15 protein-coding genes and 1 pseudogene are annotated in these 14198 nt (G+C 60.9%); 2 read left to right on the forward strand and 14 right to left on the reverse strand.

Annotated features, from left to right (window positions below):
* Positions 1–18: 18 nt before the first annotated feature.
* The 12 genes from nifT to nifS form a co-directional block, all read right to left on the reverse strand.
* Complete coding sequence (gene nifT, locus NKJ55_RS16020; RefSeq protein ID WP_023678250.1) at positions 19–231, reverse strand: putative nitrogen fixation protein NifT; 213 nt, start codon at positions 229–231, stop codon at positions 19–21.
* Positions 228–548 carry a nitrogen fixation protein NifZ gene (locus tag NKJ55_RS16025; protein ID WP_352450751.1) on the reverse strand — a complete coding sequence of 107 codons (321 nt, stop codon included), beginning with the start codon at positions 546–548 and terminating at the stop codon, positions 228–230. The genes nifT and NKJ55_RS16025 overlap by 4 nt, the downstream gene beginning before the upstream one ends.
* A 97-nt stretch (positions 549–645) precedes the next feature.
* Positions 646–840: a 4Fe-4S dicluster domain-containing protein gene (locus NKJ55_RS35645; RefSeq protein ID WP_023678248.1), complete on the reverse strand. Its 195-nt coding sequence runs from the start codon at positions 838–840 to the stop codon at positions 646–648.
* A 32-nt stretch (positions 841–872) separates the two neighbouring features.
* On the reverse strand, positions 873–2351 hold the full coding sequence (nifB, locus tag NKJ55_RS16035; RefSeq protein WP_352450752.1) for a nitrogenase cofactor biosynthesis protein NifB: 1479 nt from the start codon (positions 2349–2351) through the stop codon (positions 873–875).
* Between the two features lie 238 nt (positions 2352–2589).
* The gene (gene nifA, locus NKJ55_RS16040; RefSeq protein WP_036238852.1) at positions 2590–4353 is read right to left on the reverse strand and encodes a nif-specific transcriptional activator NifA; all 1764 of its coding nucleotides are present in this window, start codon (positions 4351–4353) and stop codon (positions 2590–2592) included.
* Positions 4354–4534: 181 nt separating this feature from the next.
* Positions 4535–4834 (reverse strand): ferredoxin family protein, encoded by a 300-nt coding sequence (locus tag NKJ55_RS16045; RefSeq protein WP_023678245.1) that lies wholly within the window; start codon positions 4832–4834, stop codon positions 4535–4537.
* Positions 4835–4845: 11 nt separating this feature from the next.
* Complete coding sequence (locus NKJ55_RS16050; RefSeq protein ID WP_352450801.1) at positions 4846–6153, reverse strand: FAD-binding protein; 1308 nt, start codon at positions 6151–6153, stop codon at positions 4846–4848.
* Positions 6154–6162: 9 nt separating this feature from the next.
* Positions 6163–7272, reverse strand: a complete 1110-nt coding sequence (locus tag NKJ55_RS16055; RefSeq protein ID WP_352450753.1) for an electron transfer flavoprotein subunit alpha/FixB family protein — start codon at positions 7270–7272, stop codon at positions 6163–6165.
* Positions 7273–7290: 18 nt separating this feature from the next.
* Positions 7291–8142 (reverse strand): electron transfer flavoprotein subunit beta/FixA family protein, encoded by an 852-nt coding sequence (locus NKJ55_RS16060; protein WP_352450754.1) that lies wholly within the window; start codon positions 8140–8142, stop codon positions 7291–7293.
* Between the two features lie 187 nt (positions 8143–8329).
* Positions 8330–8710, reverse strand: coding sequence for a nitrogenase stabilizing/protective protein NifW (nifW, locus tag NKJ55_RS16065; RefSeq protein ID WP_352450755.1), 381 nt, complete (start codon positions 8708–8710; stop codon positions 8330–8332).
* Positions 8707–9915 (reverse strand): homocitrate synthase, encoded by a 1209-nt coding sequence (gene nifV / locus NKJ55_RS16070; protein WP_352450756.1) that lies wholly within the window; start codon positions 9913–9915, stop codon positions 8707–8709. The genes nifW and nifV overlap by 4 nt, the downstream gene beginning before the upstream one ends.
* Positions 9912–11129, reverse strand: coding sequence for a cysteine desulfurase NifS (gene nifS, locus NKJ55_RS16075; protein ID WP_352450757.1), 1218 nt, complete (start codon positions 11127–11129; stop codon positions 9912–9914). Before nifS ends, nifV begins: the two co-directional genes overlap by 4 nt.
* Here nifS and NKJ55_RS16080 point away from each other — a divergent pair.
* The gene (locus tag NKJ55_RS16080) at positions 11128–11520 is read left to right on the forward strand and encodes a hypothetical protein (protein ID WP_352450758.1); all 393 of its coding nucleotides are present in this window, start codon (positions 11128–11130) and stop codon (positions 11518–11520) included. The two genes, nifS and NKJ55_RS16080, sit on opposite strands and share 2 nt — an antisense overlap.
* A 69-nt stretch (positions 11521–11589) precedes the next feature.
* On the opposite strand, the gene NKJ55_RS16085 is transcribed toward NKJ55_RS16080, so the two are convergent.
* A complete protein-coding gene (locus NKJ55_RS16085; protein WP_023678237.1) occupies positions 11590–11910 on the reverse strand; it encodes a HesB/IscA family protein in 321 nt (106 codons plus the stop codon).
* Between the two features lie 725 nt (positions 11911–12635).
* Here NKJ55_RS16085 and NKJ55_RS16090 point away from each other — a divergent pair.
* Positions 12636–13703: a hemin-degrading factor gene (locus NKJ55_RS16090; RefSeq protein ID WP_352450759.1), complete on the forward strand. Its 1068-nt coding sequence runs from the start codon at positions 12636–12638 to the stop codon at positions 13701–13703.
* Positions 13704–13825: 122 nt separating this feature from the next.
* Here NKJ55_RS16090 and NKJ55_RS16095 read toward each other — a convergent pair.
* Positions 13826–14167: pseudogene (locus NKJ55_RS16095) on the reverse strand (hypothetical protein).
* Positions 14168–14198: the final 31 nt, after the last annotated feature.

Here is a 14198-nt window from a genome sequence, read left to right on the forward strand (position 1 = left end):
CCTTATCAAGGGGGAGCATCAGTCTTCTTCGGAAACCTTCCTTGCCTCGACGGTGATCGGCAGACGCGTATCCCGTGGGAGATCGGGTAGGAGGAGCCGCCACCCGTTCCTGAGCGTCACAGTTCCGCCCCACAACTCTTCCTTCTCGAGCTTGATGATCGGCTCTTCGAGGTCCTTCTTCGGGACATACGCCGACAAGCCAGCATCGGTCCTGCGGATCATGACTTTCATCTGGCCGTCCCTTCATTGGTATTGCTATCAGCACTGCAGGGCACCTCGGCTTTGTCGAGGCTCATCAGTTCACGCGCTCGCATGCCGACGACTGTGCCACGGTCGATCCATTCGACCGCATAGATGAAGAACTGCTGGAGAAAGGTGCCAATGTCGCGCACATATCCCTCGTCGCCCTTCCGCACGAGATTTTCGCCGATCTCCCTGCCAGGATAGGTGCCGTCATTCTTTATGTGGCGAGTGGCACGTACCCGCTCTCCCGGCATGAATCGTGGAGGCCTGCGGATTTCGACCTCCTCTTCGCGTCCGAGCGACATGTCCGTTCCCTGATTTCCCTTGAGGCTGCAGTGTGAACAAAGGCGTTCCAGGCGTCCTGCGAAGGCATCCCCGACCATGTCGGCGGCCCAATGTCCGTCACGCAGGAACGCAGGTCTTCGGCACCGGGCATACCGAGGCACATTGCTGCGCATCGAAGACCCCCTCGCATTCGGTGCACTTTTGCGGCTCGATCACATAGCTCTCGCCTTTGAACTTGATCGCGCCGGAGGGACACTCGAATTCGCAGGCGCCGCATTGGGTGCATTGGGATGCGATGATCTTGAAAGCCATTTTAACTCCTGGTCCGAATGGATGAGACGCGCTCAGGCCGTCGCCGCGAGTGCGGGGGTCCCAGACGCGGCCGCGTAAATCGCGCTGATTGCGGTCTCGATATAGTCGTGGGCATATGCGTCGGTGGCTTGGATTCCAGCGTCGGCGAGCTGATCCTGCGGGCAGTTTCCGATCTTGGCGCACAGCACGATATCTATGCCTTCAAGCGCTGCGATGACGCCATCGAGGGCGGCTTCTCCGCCCCAGCCGCCGAGGCAATACTGCTCCACCTTCCGATGCCCGACAAAACTGATCCCTCTCGGCGAGACTTGATAAACCTGGAATTCCTTCGCATGGCCGAAATGTTCATTGACGCGGCCGCCGCCCTTGGTCGCCACCGCGAAGAGAAGGGACTTGCCGGGGCTCGCTGCCTTGACCAATCCGATCGCTTCTCTCCTAGCCGCCACGTGATCACGGCGCTCCTCCGCGACCAGCTCCCGATAGGCCTTGTGATTGCTGGCATCGTAGGTGACCTCGCCGGGAATCCGGTCGACTGTGAATTCCTGGCCACGATCCTCTCCGAGCAGGCCGACGGCATCTGCCCGGCACTGCCGGCAGTGGCGCATCAACTGGGCGCCGCCTTCGACACGATCCTGAAGAGCCTTCAGCTCCATTGCGTTTGGGCCGCGTTGCCCGCTCAGTCCGTAGTGCGTGCCGTGCGCCGGGTCCGAAATCAGCGGCATGAGGTTGTGCAGGAACGCGCCTCGCTCCTTGACCCATCTATTCACCTTGATCAGATGCTCATCGTTCACGCCGGGGATCATCACTGAATTGATTTTGGTGAGGATGCCGCGCGCGGTCAGCATCTCCAGACCCAACATCTGCCGCTCGTGCAGGATCCGGGCGGCTTCGATGCCGACGTAGCGGCGATGGTCGTAAAAGATCCAAGGATAGATCTTTGCACCGACCTCAGGGTCGACCATGTTGATGGTGATCGTCACGTGATCGACATTCATGTCGGCAAGCTCATCGACATGGTCCGGCAGCGCGAGCCCATTCGTGGAGATGCAAAACTTGATGTCTGGGATTTCCCTGGCAACTCGTTCGAACGTTGCCTTCGTCTTCTTCCAGTCGTAACAGGCATCGCCCGGTCCGGCGATGCCGAGCACGGAGAGTTGCGGCACCTCGTTGGCGACCGCGACCACCTTGCGTAGCGCCTGGTCGGGTGTCAGCTTTTCGGAGACCACCCCAGGCCGGCTTTCGTTGGCGCAGTCATATTTGCGATTGCAGTAGTTGCACTGGATATTGCAGCCGGGCGCGACCGCGACGTGCATGCGCGCGAAATAGTGATGCGCCTCTTCTGAAAAGCAGGGGTGATCCTTGATCTTCTCCCAGATAGCCGGATCCGTGTCGTCCGGCTTTATCGACGAGCCGCAGGACGAAGACGCGCAGCCACCGGCTTTCACGGTGGCAAGCAACTGGTCACCGAATGTCGTGCTGAGGCTCTCAAGCGAAATTGCCGGTGCGGACATCGAACGGCTCCGTTGCTGGGTGAATGTCGCAGTTCAAACCGCAAGAGCTATGCCAGCTCAAAGAGCGGTTTTGGTTCACGAATTGGCTTTCGTGTCGGATTCCATCGGATTGCTCCGACACATCTTTGTCGGGCTTCCGACAGTGGACAAGCAAATCGAGTCGCGAAGGCTACCAGCCTTGGGCGCGAAGGGTCTGAGGGAGACTACTCCGGACTTACGTTTGACGTCATCACGACGTCTAGAATTTCTTCACCTCGATGCCATATCGGCGCAGCGCGTAGCCGATTTGCCGCGGCGTGAGGCCGAGGATACGAGCCGCCCTGGCCTGAACCCAACCGGCCTTGTCCATCGCGTCGATCAGCCGGTCGCGTTCCGTCAGACGCGGGGGACAAGCGGGATCGTTTGGATCGCCGGCCGCAAGGGGAGATACGTTGCCTGCGGAGGCACCGATGCGACTGGCCGGCAGCCGCAATCCGACCGGCACTGCGTTGACCCGTGCGAGATCGTCGATGGTATTGCCGCCATTCGAGCGGTCGGCTCGCTTCCAGAGGAGCCAGGAAAGGCACTGGCTCTTCTTACAGGCGAAATCGGATGGCGTGATCGTCCTTGAACGCGCAAGTGTGGCCGTCCTTTGGACGCAGTTCTCCAGCTCGCGGACGTTACCAGGGAAGTAGCATTGCGAGATCAGGTCAAGCGCCGACGGCGCGAAGGCGAGTGCGCGATCGTTCTCCTTGTTGAATCGGTTGAGGAAGGCGTTCGCAAGGCGTGGAATATCGCCGGGTCGCTCTCTGAGCGGAGGCAGGATAATTGGCACCACATTGATGCGGTAATAAAGGTCGGCCCGGAACTCCCCTTTTATGACGGCCGTCTCGAGGTCCTTGTTGGTGGCGCATATGAGGCGCACGTCGACCTGTAGCGTTTTGGTGCCGCCGACTCGCTCCAACTCGCCTTCCTGCAAGACACGCAACAGTTTGGCTTGAAAGGCCGGCGAAATCTCGCCGATTTCATCAAGTAGCAGCGTTCCCTCATTTGCCAATTCAAAACGACCGGCGCGCTGGGAGATAGCACCCGTGAAAGCGCCCTTTTCATGCCCAAACAGTTCTGACTCCAGAACGCTTTCAGACAGTGCGGCGCAGTTCAATTTGACGAAAGACTTCTTCCTCCGACGTGAGAGCTTATGGATGGCTTGCGCAAAGAATTCCTTGCCGGTGCCGCTTTCACCCCGCAGTAGCACGGTGGAATTGGTCCCTGCTACGACCGAGACGGTTTCGAGCACCTGCTTGAGTGCGGGGCTTTCCCCGATGATCCCGTCGATTTTGACATCCGCATGCCGGGCAGGGTCGTAGGTCCTCCCCTCGTTGGGCGATTTCTCCGGTCTCCATTGCTCATGGACAGACCGCTGACGATCTGTACTCAGGATGCGATGGAGACGGATCGTCCGGCCGACAAGGTTGGCGACCATCGTCAGGAAGTATGTGTCCTCGTCGTCGCGAAAGTCGGTGGCGCCGTCTCCGGCGCGGTCGATCGACAATGTCCCAAGGATTTTATGATCAGCCTTTAGCGGGATACCGATAAAGGCAATTGGGATGGTGCCGCTGCTCGAAGATGTTTGAAGGTCAGCCTGAAATAGTTGGGACTTGCGGACGTCCGGTATGAAGAGCGGCGTCCCCGTAGCGACGATTTGATCTGTTATGGCCTGTGGTATGACGCGGCGAGTGCCTGATTGAGGTGCGTGGGTATTGCCGGCAGTTGCGGCAATCTCCGGCTCTCCTTCAGCGTCCAGGACGACGATTGCTCCGTGACGCATCTGCAGAAACGAAGGCAGGATGTTCACGACATTGGCGAGCGTAATCTCCAGCTCGCTGGGGGCGGTCAGCACCTTCGATATCTCGTAGAGTCCCCTGAGCGCGATATCTGCTTGGGGCATGCTTTTGATGGGCGGTTCAGGGCGGGTATCCCGAGGTGCTACCTCGTCGACCCGATCTTGCGGTACGTGAGCCATGGAAACACCTCAGCGGTTGTCGTCCAGAGTGCTCCTCCTTTTGTGTCTGAGTCTGAATTGTGAAAGCACAGTATTCACGAGCTTCTCTTCGTGGCGCGGCAATTCAAGCAAAGATAGACTTGGCGTTGGTCGCGACCTCAGGTGTACCAAGATTGACCCTCTTGATACGGTGCGTGCGTCCTCATCCGAATTTGAAGAGGACTCCGAAGCCGCCGCGTGGATAGTTCCACTCGATCTCGCCACTGGTCTCGCACAAAATCCGGCAGGTGCCGCACTCCATGCAGCCGTCGGCAGTGATCTCCACTTGACCTTTGTCGTTCAACTCATAACATTTCGCCGGGCAGACGTGGGTCAGCGCGAGCAAGTTCGCGCTTGGCCTCTCGTGCGGTCGCACTTTGATATGCGGACGGCCGGAATCCACCAAGTAGCGGTTCTGGTAAAGCTTGTCCTCGACACGTGACTTCGTCACTGCGATCGTCATTTCGTCTCCCCTCAGCGCCACGCCAATGCAAGGCGGACCGCGTCGCTGACCAGCCCCCAGCGCGAGCGCGCCTTGATGAAGGCCGCCGTGGTCGCCTTTTCCTTCTCGATCTTCGGCGTGCCGTCGACACGCATGAAGTTCTGCGCGGCTTGCGACATCAACCGCGGATAGGTCGTGAAGTAATTGCAGGAATTGGTGTGGAGCAAGGCCGGCATGTCTTTGTATTTCCTTAGGTCCTTGACCACGAAGGACTTGTCCAGCATGGCTTTGTAAAGGGCGAGATTCCGTTTGGTCATAGGACCGTTGCGGCTCTTGACCTCGATGATTGCCTCAGCCGCGATGCGGCCGGAGGTCATGGCGAGGTTCGAACCCTCGCGGTGAATGGCGTTGTTCAGTTGCGCGGCATCGCCGACCACGACCCAACCGTCGCCAAAGAGCTGCGGAATAGCCTTGTAGCCGCCTTCGGGAATGAGATGCGCGGAATATTCTTTCACTTCCGAGCCGGCAATCAGCGGCCGGATCGAAGGATGGGTTTTTAAGGCGTCGAGGAGGACGTAAGGGCTCTCGACCATCGCGGCGAAATCGGAGACGAGGCAGCCAATGCCCAGTGAGATCGACTCCTTGTTGGTGTAGAGGAAGCCGAGCCCGGCCATGCTGCGGGAGGTCGTGCCCACCGCCTCGATCACGCAGCCTTCATCGCCTTTGAGGCCGAACCGCTGCTCAATGACCTCTTCGGGCAGGAAATGCATTTCCTTGACGGCGAGCGCCACGGTTTGCGGCTTCGGCATCTCGCGCAGGCCGGCCCGCGTGCCAAGCAGTCCGCAGACACCTTCTGCGAGGACGACCACGTCCGCGTAGATGGCTCCGCCGGCCCGGTCTGTGCGGACGCCGATCACCCTGTCCTTGGCGTCACGGATGAGTTCCGTCACGGTCGTCTCGCACAGAACCGTCGCGCCGGCCTCGCGCACCTTACGCGAAAACCATTTATCGAACTGGGCACGGATGATCGTGTAGCGGTTGGGCTTCGCCTCATTGAAGTCGTCCGACCGATAGTGAATCCCGGTGTGGGACGTGTCGTCCATCACCCAAAGCCGCTGTTCAACCAAATGCCGCTCAAGAGGCGCATCGTCCCGGAAATCCGGGATGATCTTCTCCAGCATGTTCGCGTACATGATGGCACCCTGGACATTCTTGGACCCCGGATATTCACCCCGCTCCAACTGCAGCACCTTCAGGCCGTGGCTGGCCATGGTGTAAGCAGCTGCGTTTCCGGACATGCCGGCCCCAATAACAATGGCGTCGAATTGTTCCTCAATCATATCCATCCCTTAGCTCGCAAGCTTATCGCGACTGTGGGGCGACAGCCGCCGGGTGAAGGCTTCCGTCAGTGCGGGCAGGAAGCGGATCGCGTCGGTGACGATCCCGAGGTGAGCGAAATCGAAAATCGGCGCGTTCGGGTCGGTGTTGATGGCCACGATGAGATCCGCCCCCTCGACGCCAACCCGGTGCTGGATGGCGCCGGAAATCCCAGCCGCTATGTAAAGCTTCGGCCGGATGGTCTTGCCAGTTTGGCCGATCTGCCGATCAGCCGGCATCCAGCTCTTCTGGACCAACGGGCGCGAACAGCCATGCTCGGCACCAATTGCCCGCGCGAGATTCTTCACAAGCTGCAGGTTCTCCGCCGCGCCTAGACCGAGGCCTCCCGCAACCACGACGTCGGCATAGGCAAGATTTGCCTTTGCCGACTGACTATCCGGCAGGAAGCCCAGGACTTTGGTAACGATCTCGTCCTCGGCTACCGAGAGCTTGTGCCGGATGACACGCCCGACCGGTTTATCCGCCCGCGGTGGCATGGGCATGACCCTCGGTCGCACTGTCGCCATCTGGGGGCGGAAATTGAGCGTATAGATCGTGCACAGCAAGGAACCGCCGAAAGTCGGACGGGTGGCGGCGAGCGAACCGTCGGTATCCACATCAAGTTCGGTGCAGTCGGCCGTGAGCCCTGTCTGCAAGGTCGTCGCCACGGAGCCGGCAAGATCCCTGCCGAGTGTGGTGGCACCGAGAAGAAGGATCTCGGGTTTGTGGGTATCGACCAGATCCGTCATCGCCTTGGTGAATGGCTCGTTCCGATAGTCGGCGAGCAGCGGCGCCTCGACGATGTAGACAAGGTCGGCGCCATAAGCGAACGCTTCGGCAACGGCGTTCCCGATGGCCTCTCCCGGCGGTCCAAGCACGACGCCTGCAAGCTGGACCTGAAGCTTGTCTGCTAACTTGCGGCCTTCGCCGAGCAGTTCGAATGATACGGGATGGACCTGGCCGCGTTCGAGCTCGATGAAAACCCAAACGTGCCGGTAGTCCTTGAAATGCGCGGGCAGCTCCTTCTTTATGCCGGCACGGCCGGCGGCAGGGCGAGGGGTTTCTCGGTTCGCGGTCGACATCGTCTGCTCCTTGCCCTCTCACGCGCCGCCGTTGAAGGCGAGCTCATGTTCCAATGCCGGCTGGCGGGTGAAGATTGCCGTGATGAGTTCGTCAGCGACATCGCGCAAGGCCATCTCGGCGGTGTCGATTTTTGCCGCCTTTTCGGCCCGCGCAGGAGGCGCGAAAACGCGCTTGACGACCGTCGGTGAACCGCGCAGGCCGCATTTGGTGAGATCCTCAATGCCGGCATCGGCCGCACTCCATTTCAAGACCTGGCTGCGCGCGGCGCACAGGGCGTCCTGGATCGAGCCCCGGCGGATCTCGTTTGTGCCTTCCAGCATGGTGATCAGGCAAGGGAGACTGCTCTTCAGCATCTGTGTGCCGCCTTCGGAGCGGCGCTCGACCTTGATCTCGCGCGCAGCAATATCAATGGAGGCGATCTTCGCGACATAGGTAAGCTGCAGGAGTTCGAGGCGCTTGGCGATGCCGGGCCCGACTTGGGCGGTGTCGCCATCGATCGTCTGCTTGCCGGTGAAGACGAGGTCTGGCGTGCCGAACGTCTCGCCAACCTTCGCGATTGCCTGGGAAAGGGCGAACGAGGTCGCCAGCGTGTCGGAGCCGGCAAAATAGCGGTCGGTCAAGAGCACCGCTCGGTCGGCGCCGTATCCGAGCGCCTTGCGCAACGCGTCCTCTGCCATGGGCGGACCCATAGTGAGTACGGTAACTTCGCCACCATAGGCGTCGCGCAGTCTGAGGGCCTCTTCGAGGGCGAACAGGTCGTAAGGGTTGATGATGGTCGGAACACCCTGGCGCATGATCGTGTTCGTCACCGGATGGACCCGTATCTGTGCCGAGTCCGGCACCTGCTTGATACAGATTACGATGTGCATTGGCGGTTTCTCTAGGCTCCTGTCCGGATGCGGGCTTGGCGGTTATCTCCTTGGTGTGCATCATTCGTGCCAACTGTTTTGCGCTGCCCCCTATTCCTAGAACTTCGTTGGTTGCTTCTGAGGGCGCCGTGGTGATGACCGGATTTGTCGGCCTCTCGACATTGTCGCGTCGCAACTCGTGTCGCTGTCATTCCTGTCCGAACCGCTTCAGTACGGAGTCGAACGGGACAAAGGTGCGGCCCGGCGTGGCAGGTTTGTTCGGATCGTGGTCTTTGAGCACCTTGAAGACCCGATGCATGAGCGGCGAGGAAATCGCGAAATCCTCGTAAGCGCGTTCGAGCGTCGCGCGCACCCGCGCGGCAATCACCTGGTCGGGCAGACCGGAGAAATCTTCTTCGGCAAGGTATTGGCCCACGCGCTTCATGATATGGAGCCGCGAGACATTCAGCACCTTCGGGTCATAGGAGACGCCAAGGACTGCGAAGAACTCCTCCGCAGCCGACAGGCGCTTCAGTCGTGCGAGGATGTCGGTGATATCGATGGGGCGTCTGTCAGCGGAACAATTCATTGCATTCTCCCTGGTCGGAAAACTGTGGTGTCGGTGCGCTCGCGCAGGGCTGACCTGGACCCGCACAGCTCCGCGAGGGATGCCTCGCTGCACATTCCATCGTAGAGCTCGACCAGTTGAGTTGCAGTGACGGTCGATTTGGTCTCGGCCGCCTCGCGCCGGACGCGGGCCACCATCGCGGCTGCCAAATCCGGGTCGAGATCGCGGCCGCTTTCTCTCAGCACATGGGCAATCGCAGTGGCGCCGGAATGCTTGCCGATGACGATACGCCGGCAGCGGCCCACGAGAGCCGGATCGAGCCCCTGATAAGTACGCGAGTCCTTCAGCAGCCCTGCCACGTGAATGCCGGATTCGTGGGTGAAAACATCGGCGCCGACGACCGGTTTAATGGCCGCGGTCTGCCGGCGGGCGGCCCAAGCCACCTGGGCGGCGAGGTCGGGCAATGCGGTCAGCTCGATGCCGGTATCCGCGCCGTCGAGGACCGCCATCGCGGCGGCCACCTCTTCCAGCGCGGCATTGCCCGCACGCTCGCCGAGCCCCAGGACGGTGACGGAGGCATGGCGCGCGCCTGCGCGGATCGCGGCCAGCGTGTTGGCGGCAGCAAGTCCGAGATCGTTGTGCGCATGAAATTCAAGGTCAATTGGAGACTGCGCAACGAGCTGGGCGACAAGTTCGAAGGTCGAAAACGGGTCGAGAACGCCGACTGTGTCGGCTAGCCTGACGCGGCTTGCGCCGGCGCGTGCAGCCGTCTCGATGACGCGGGCGAGATGATCCCGATTGGCCCGCGAGGCATCCTCGCAGCCCACCGCGACGAAGAAGCCGGCGGCGGCGGCGCGCCTGACCATATGATCGATGACCTGGAGCGCTCCCGCCTTATCGAGGCCGAGCTTGGCGGCAAGTTGGATGTCCGACGCAGGCAGCGATAGATTGACGGCGTGGACGCCGCTCTCGATCGCTGCATCGAGATCCAGCGACGTCATCCGGCACCAGGCCATGAGCCGAACCGGGAGACGCCGCGCGACCACGGCGCGAATTGTTTCGATCTCGTCGGCGCCCATGACCGGCGTGCCGATCTCGATCTCTGTGACGCCGGCCGCCGCAAGAGACTCGGCGATCTCCAGCTTTTCCGTCGTGGTAAAGGCGACGCCGGGCGCCTGCTCGCCATCGCGCAAGGTCGTATCGTTGAGAAAGACATGACGGGTCATGAACGGTAGCCTGTTCTGCTGCCGCTCAGGCATAGACCGGATTGAACGTCTTCGGAGCTTCGCTTACCCGGCCCAGAACTGGGAAAGCCACGCAGCTTCTCCACGATTGCCGGCATGACCTCGAGCACCCGGTCGACGTCCGCTTCGCCGTTGTCCCGCGCCAAGGAGAAGCGGACTGCCGCGTGTGGCGTTTTCATCGCGCTCAGGACATGGCTCGGTTCCAGCGAGCCGGAGGTGCAGGCGGAGCCGGAGGAACACGCGATGCCCACGCGGCTGAGGAGAAGTGGAATTCCATCACTTTCGACATGTTCGAAGGAGATGTTTGCGGTGTTGGGCAACCGTTCCAGGGGATCACCAGTGACACAGGTGCTTGGGATGCGCTGGAGAATCCCGTCCTCTAAACGGTCGCGGAGCGACTTTACCCGTGTGGTCTCGTCGTCCATGAATTTCAAGGCGAGTTCGGCCGCCATGCCGAGCCCGACTATGCCGGGCGTATTCTCGGTGCCAGCACGCCGGTTTTGTTCTTGGTGGCCCCCCTTGATCAGCGAGTGGAAATTGACGCCACGTTTTACGAAAAGCGCGCCGATCCCTTTCGGCCCATGCAGCTTGTGGCCGGAGAGCGACAGCATGTCGATTGCGGTCGACTTCAGGTCCATCGGAAGCTTGCCGACCGCCTGCACAGCATCGGTATGGAAAAGGGCGCCCACTTCCTTGGCCAACTCGGCAAGCCTGGCCACGGGGAAGATCACACCAGTCTCATTGTTCGCCCACATTATCGAGACGATTGCCACCTGTGGGGTGAGGGCGGCCATATAGGCGTCGAGGTCGAGCCGGCCACGGCAATCCACCGGGATCCTGTGCACCTTGACGCGGCGGGTCTTCTCAAGATGCGCGCAGAGCGTCAGCACGGCGGGATGCTCGACCGCGGACGTCACGATCTCGGTTCGGTTGGGCGTCGCCTCGAGCGCCGAAAGAAGCGCTGCATTGTCGCTTTCTGTCCCACCCGAGGTGAAGGTGATCTCATCGTCGAACTCCGCGCCGATCAGAGCTTGCAACTGCCTCCGCGCCTTTCTCACCGCCGCACTGACTGAGGCGCCAAGAGCGTGCGCCGACGAAGGGTTGCCGAATTGATCCCTAAAGAACGGCAACATCGCTTGCACGACCTCAGGATCGGCCCGTGTGGTTGCGTTGTTGTCGAGGTAGACAGGTTTCATGTGCGATCCTCAGTTGACCGGAATGACGCGAGCGTGCGACCGCCTCATTGAGCCTCTGGCGCATGCCGTTGATGATGATGGGCCCGAACTGGCAGCCGGCGCAGACGCCCGAGAGTTTGACTTAGACCGGATCGGCGTCGACACGGACAAGTCCGCAGTCGCCGCCGTCAGCCCGCAGGTAAGGACGCCCGAACGCGACAACGTTATCGATAAGCCGAATTTGGCGCAGCGGCGCGATTTGGTCGCCAGCAGCTTGGGTGCCACCAGGAACCGAACTGTTTCGGGAGGCGACGTTCTTTGCATCCTACCTGAAGCGATTGCCGGTCCCAAGATCGGCTTCGACCTTGCCTTGTTCTTGAGGACAGGGACATCTGTTGTGCCGGCCATATAAGCCTCCTCTGCCGCAAATGAGTCCGTCAACGGCAATCGCTTCATGGACCCGCACAGGCGCTTCGGGCGATCAACTGAAGGACTTGCCGCAGCCGCACTTCTCGCGCGCGTTGGGGTTATCGAAGACAAAGCCGGAAGATTCCAGCCCGGTGAGGAAGTCGACGGTCATGCCGGCGACATGCGGTTGGGAGCCCGCGTCCACGAACAGCTTAATCCCATCTGTCTCGGTGATCGCGTCGCCCTCGCGCGACACGCTCTCCAGGCCCATTAAGTATTTGAAGCCGGCGCAGCCGCCGGCCTGGACCATGATGCGAAAGCCTTCCGCCGGCTCGCTGGCGCGGGAAAGAGCAGTCTTGATGGCGGCAACAGCGTTGTCGGTGAGCGTAATCATGGCTCCATTCTCCTCAGTCCGGGACCTGCTTGCGCATCACGTTGCATGCACCGTGCCAAAGCGAAAAAATGTTTCAACACAGCGCGGCATCTCTGACACTGCGGTGGTTCTTGTGAGTCCATTGCTGCGAAGGTGTCGGCCAACCGACACGTACTGTCGGGTTTGTCGGGTCCGCCACGCGGGATGTTGGGCCTGAGTTGTTGGCTGAACTCACATTAAACCAATGACCATTACAGAAGACTTCTTCTGAGCTTGCTTCGGTCAATTGGCACGGTTTTTGAAGCTCCACTTGGCGAGGCGGCAAGAGACTGCCGATCCACAATCGTGTCGTGGGTGCCCTCGCGATCGATGGGGCGAAGCAAGGGAGCAACATGTCAGGACTGGGTCAGACACGCTTTGTTTGGCGAAGCAGCGCCGCCCGTGGCATCCGAATGACCGATTGGCCGATTGCGACAACACCCACAATCGCTCACCACCGCCCGGTGGCCACCGACCGGCTCGATGTGATTCCATCGGCATGTGCCTGCTCGTGTCACTCGGGTCTCGCCGCTCCGATAGCACCCCCGGTTTTCGCGCGGGTGCGACGACGTGCGCACGCTGTCCAGCGACACTTTGTTCACGGGCCAGCAGCAGATCAGGGTCGAGCATTACGGCGCGCCCGATCGGCTGAAGATTCACCGGCAGGGCAGCTGATCCTCACACGTAGGTGGAAGCAGGGGTAAGACATGGACCAGCGCGAGAAACCGTCGCCGGACGAAATCCGGCGGGCGTGCGAAGACAATCCGAAAATCCGGGAGCATGATCTCGCCGCTCGATTGGGCATTTCGGAAGCCGAATTGGTCGCGGCGCATTGTGGTCACGGCGCGGTGCGCATCGAGCCGCGCGTCGATGATCTGCTGACCGGCCTCGAAGCGGTCGGCGAGGTGATGGCGGTCACCCGCAACCAAAGTGCCGTGCACCAAAAGATCGGCGTTTACGACAAAGTGGTCACCGGCAACCCGCATGCCATGGTGCTCGGCGACGAGATCGACCTGCGCATCTTCCCGAAAGCGTGGGCGTATGGCTTCGCCGTCGAGAAGCGCGAGGAAGCCGAGATCCGCCGCAGCCTGCAATTCTTTGATGCCACCGGCGAGGCGATGCACAAAATACATCTCAGGCCCGCCTCGAACCTGCACGCCTATCAGAATCTGGCGGCAGAGCTCGTATCCTCCGACCAGGAGCCGATCATATCGGTCGAGGCGAGCGGGGCGCGCGATAACGCAGTGAGTCAAGACCAAGCCGCCACGGTCGACGACCTACGCGAGCACTGGAGCCGGCTGAGCGACGTGCATCAGTTCTACCATATGTTGAAGACACTGAAGCTCAGCCGCTGCCAGGCGATACGTATGGCCGACGAGGATTACGCCTGGCTGCTCGACAATGACGCCGTTGGCGCCCTGTTCCAACAGGCGGCCGAAGACGAGATGCCGATCATGTGCTTTGTCGGCAATCGTGGTTGCATCCAGATCCATTCCGGCCCGATCAAGTCGGTCAAGCAGATCGGGCCGCGGATCAATGTGCTCGACGAGAACTTCCATCTCCATCTTAGGACTCATCACATCCGCGAGGTCTGGGCCGTGCGCAAGCCGACGAGGGACGGTCACGTCACGTCCGTTGAAGCCTATGGCGCCGACGGCAAGATGATCATCCAGTTCTTCGGCGCGCGCAAGGAAGGCGAACGCGAGCGCAGCGACTGGCGGTTTCTGGCCGAGAGTCTGCCACGCGTTCCCGGTCCGACCGACAGGGATGTGTAGAGCCGACAGGCCCTCGGAATGAACCGGCCGCCATAGGACTCGGCACCACGTTCCGACAGCGGCTCGCGAGGAAATATAGGTCCATGTGCGATAGAGCTTGCCGTCGTAGCGCATACGGACGGTCAGGTGTGCACGCCGGAATTGGACCGCATCGATACAGTCAGGCTCGTCGCCGGCCGGATCGCTGCGCACGAGTGCATCGCTCGTCTGACCGGAAATCCTTGCAGCGGCTGCGAGTGATACAACGCATACGCCATCAGCGCCGAACCGAAGCGCGGCTCGACCTTGTTGATAATTTCGATCATCGCGGGCAAGCGCCGCGGGTCTTGTCGGACCACATCCGATCCTTTCGGTGGATCGCGTCGTTGCTCAATCCGGGCCCTGCGAGCGATCTCCTCGCTCGTCGACCGGAAGGCTGTGCAGCAGCCGCCAGGCCGAACTGCCCTATGTCGCGGACTCGACAAAACCGACCGTGGATGTCGGTTGTCGGACGTT

This window comes from Mesorhizobium sp. M0106, assembly GCF_040322715.1.
Classification (GTDB): Bacteria; Pseudomonadota; Alphaproteobacteria; order Rhizobiales; family Rhizobiaceae; genus Mesorhizobium.

Coding starts and splice junctions, on each gene's coding strand:
- nifT (WP_023678250.1), bottom strand. CDS start 231: ATGAAAGTCATGATCCGCAGGACCGATGCTGGCTTGTCGGCGTATGTC.
- NKJ55_RS16025 (WP_352450751.1), bottom strand. CDS start 548: ATGTCGCTCGGACGCGAAGAGGAGGTCGAAATCCGCAGGCCTCCACGA.
- NKJ55_RS35645 (WP_023678248.1), bottom strand. CDS start 840: ATGGCTTTCAAGATCATCGCATCCCAATGCACCCAATGCGGCGCCTGC.
- nifB (WP_352450752.1), bottom strand. CDS start 2,351: ATGTCCGCACCGGCAATTTCGCTTGAGAGCCTCAGCACGACATTCGGT.
- nifA (WP_036238852.1), bottom strand. CDS start 4,353: ATGGCTCACGTACCGCAAGATCGGGTCGACGAGGTAGCACCTCGGGAT.
- NKJ55_RS16045 (WP_023678245.1), bottom strand. CDS start 4,834: ATGACGATCGCAGTGACGAAGTCACGTGTCGAGGACAAGCTTTACCAG.
- NKJ55_RS16050 (WP_352450801.1), bottom strand. CDS start 6,153: ATGATTGAGGAACAATTCGACGCCATTGTTATTGGGGCCGGCATGTCC.
- NKJ55_RS16055 (WP_352450753.1), bottom strand. CDS start 7,272: ATGTCGACCGCGAACCGAGAAACCCCTCGCCCTGCCGCCGGCCGTGCC.
- NKJ55_RS16060 (WP_352450754.1), bottom strand. CDS start 8,142: ATGCACATCGTAATCTGTATCAAGCAGGTGCCGGACTCGGCACAGATA.
- nifW (WP_352450755.1), bottom strand. CDS start 8,710: ATGAATTGTTCCGCTGACAGACGCCCCATCGATATCACCGACATCCTC.
- nifV (WP_352450756.1), bottom strand. CDS start 9,915: ATGACCCGTCATGTCTTTCTCAACGATACGACCTTGCGCGATGGCGAG.
- NKJ55_RS16080 (WP_352450758.1), top strand. CDS start 11,128: ATGTGCGATCCTCAGTTGACCGGAATGACGCGAGCGTGCGACCGCCTC.
- nifS (WP_352450757.1), bottom strand. CDS start 11,129: ATGAAACCTGTCTACCTCGACAACAACGCAACCACACGGGCCGATCCT.
- NKJ55_RS16085 (WP_023678237.1), bottom strand. CDS start 11,910: ATGATTACGCTCACCGACAACGCTGTTGCCGCCATCAAGACTGCTCTT.
- NKJ55_RS16090 (WP_352450759.1), top strand. CDS start 12,636: ATGGACCAGCGCGAGAAACCGTCGCCGGACGAAATCCGGCGGGCGTGC.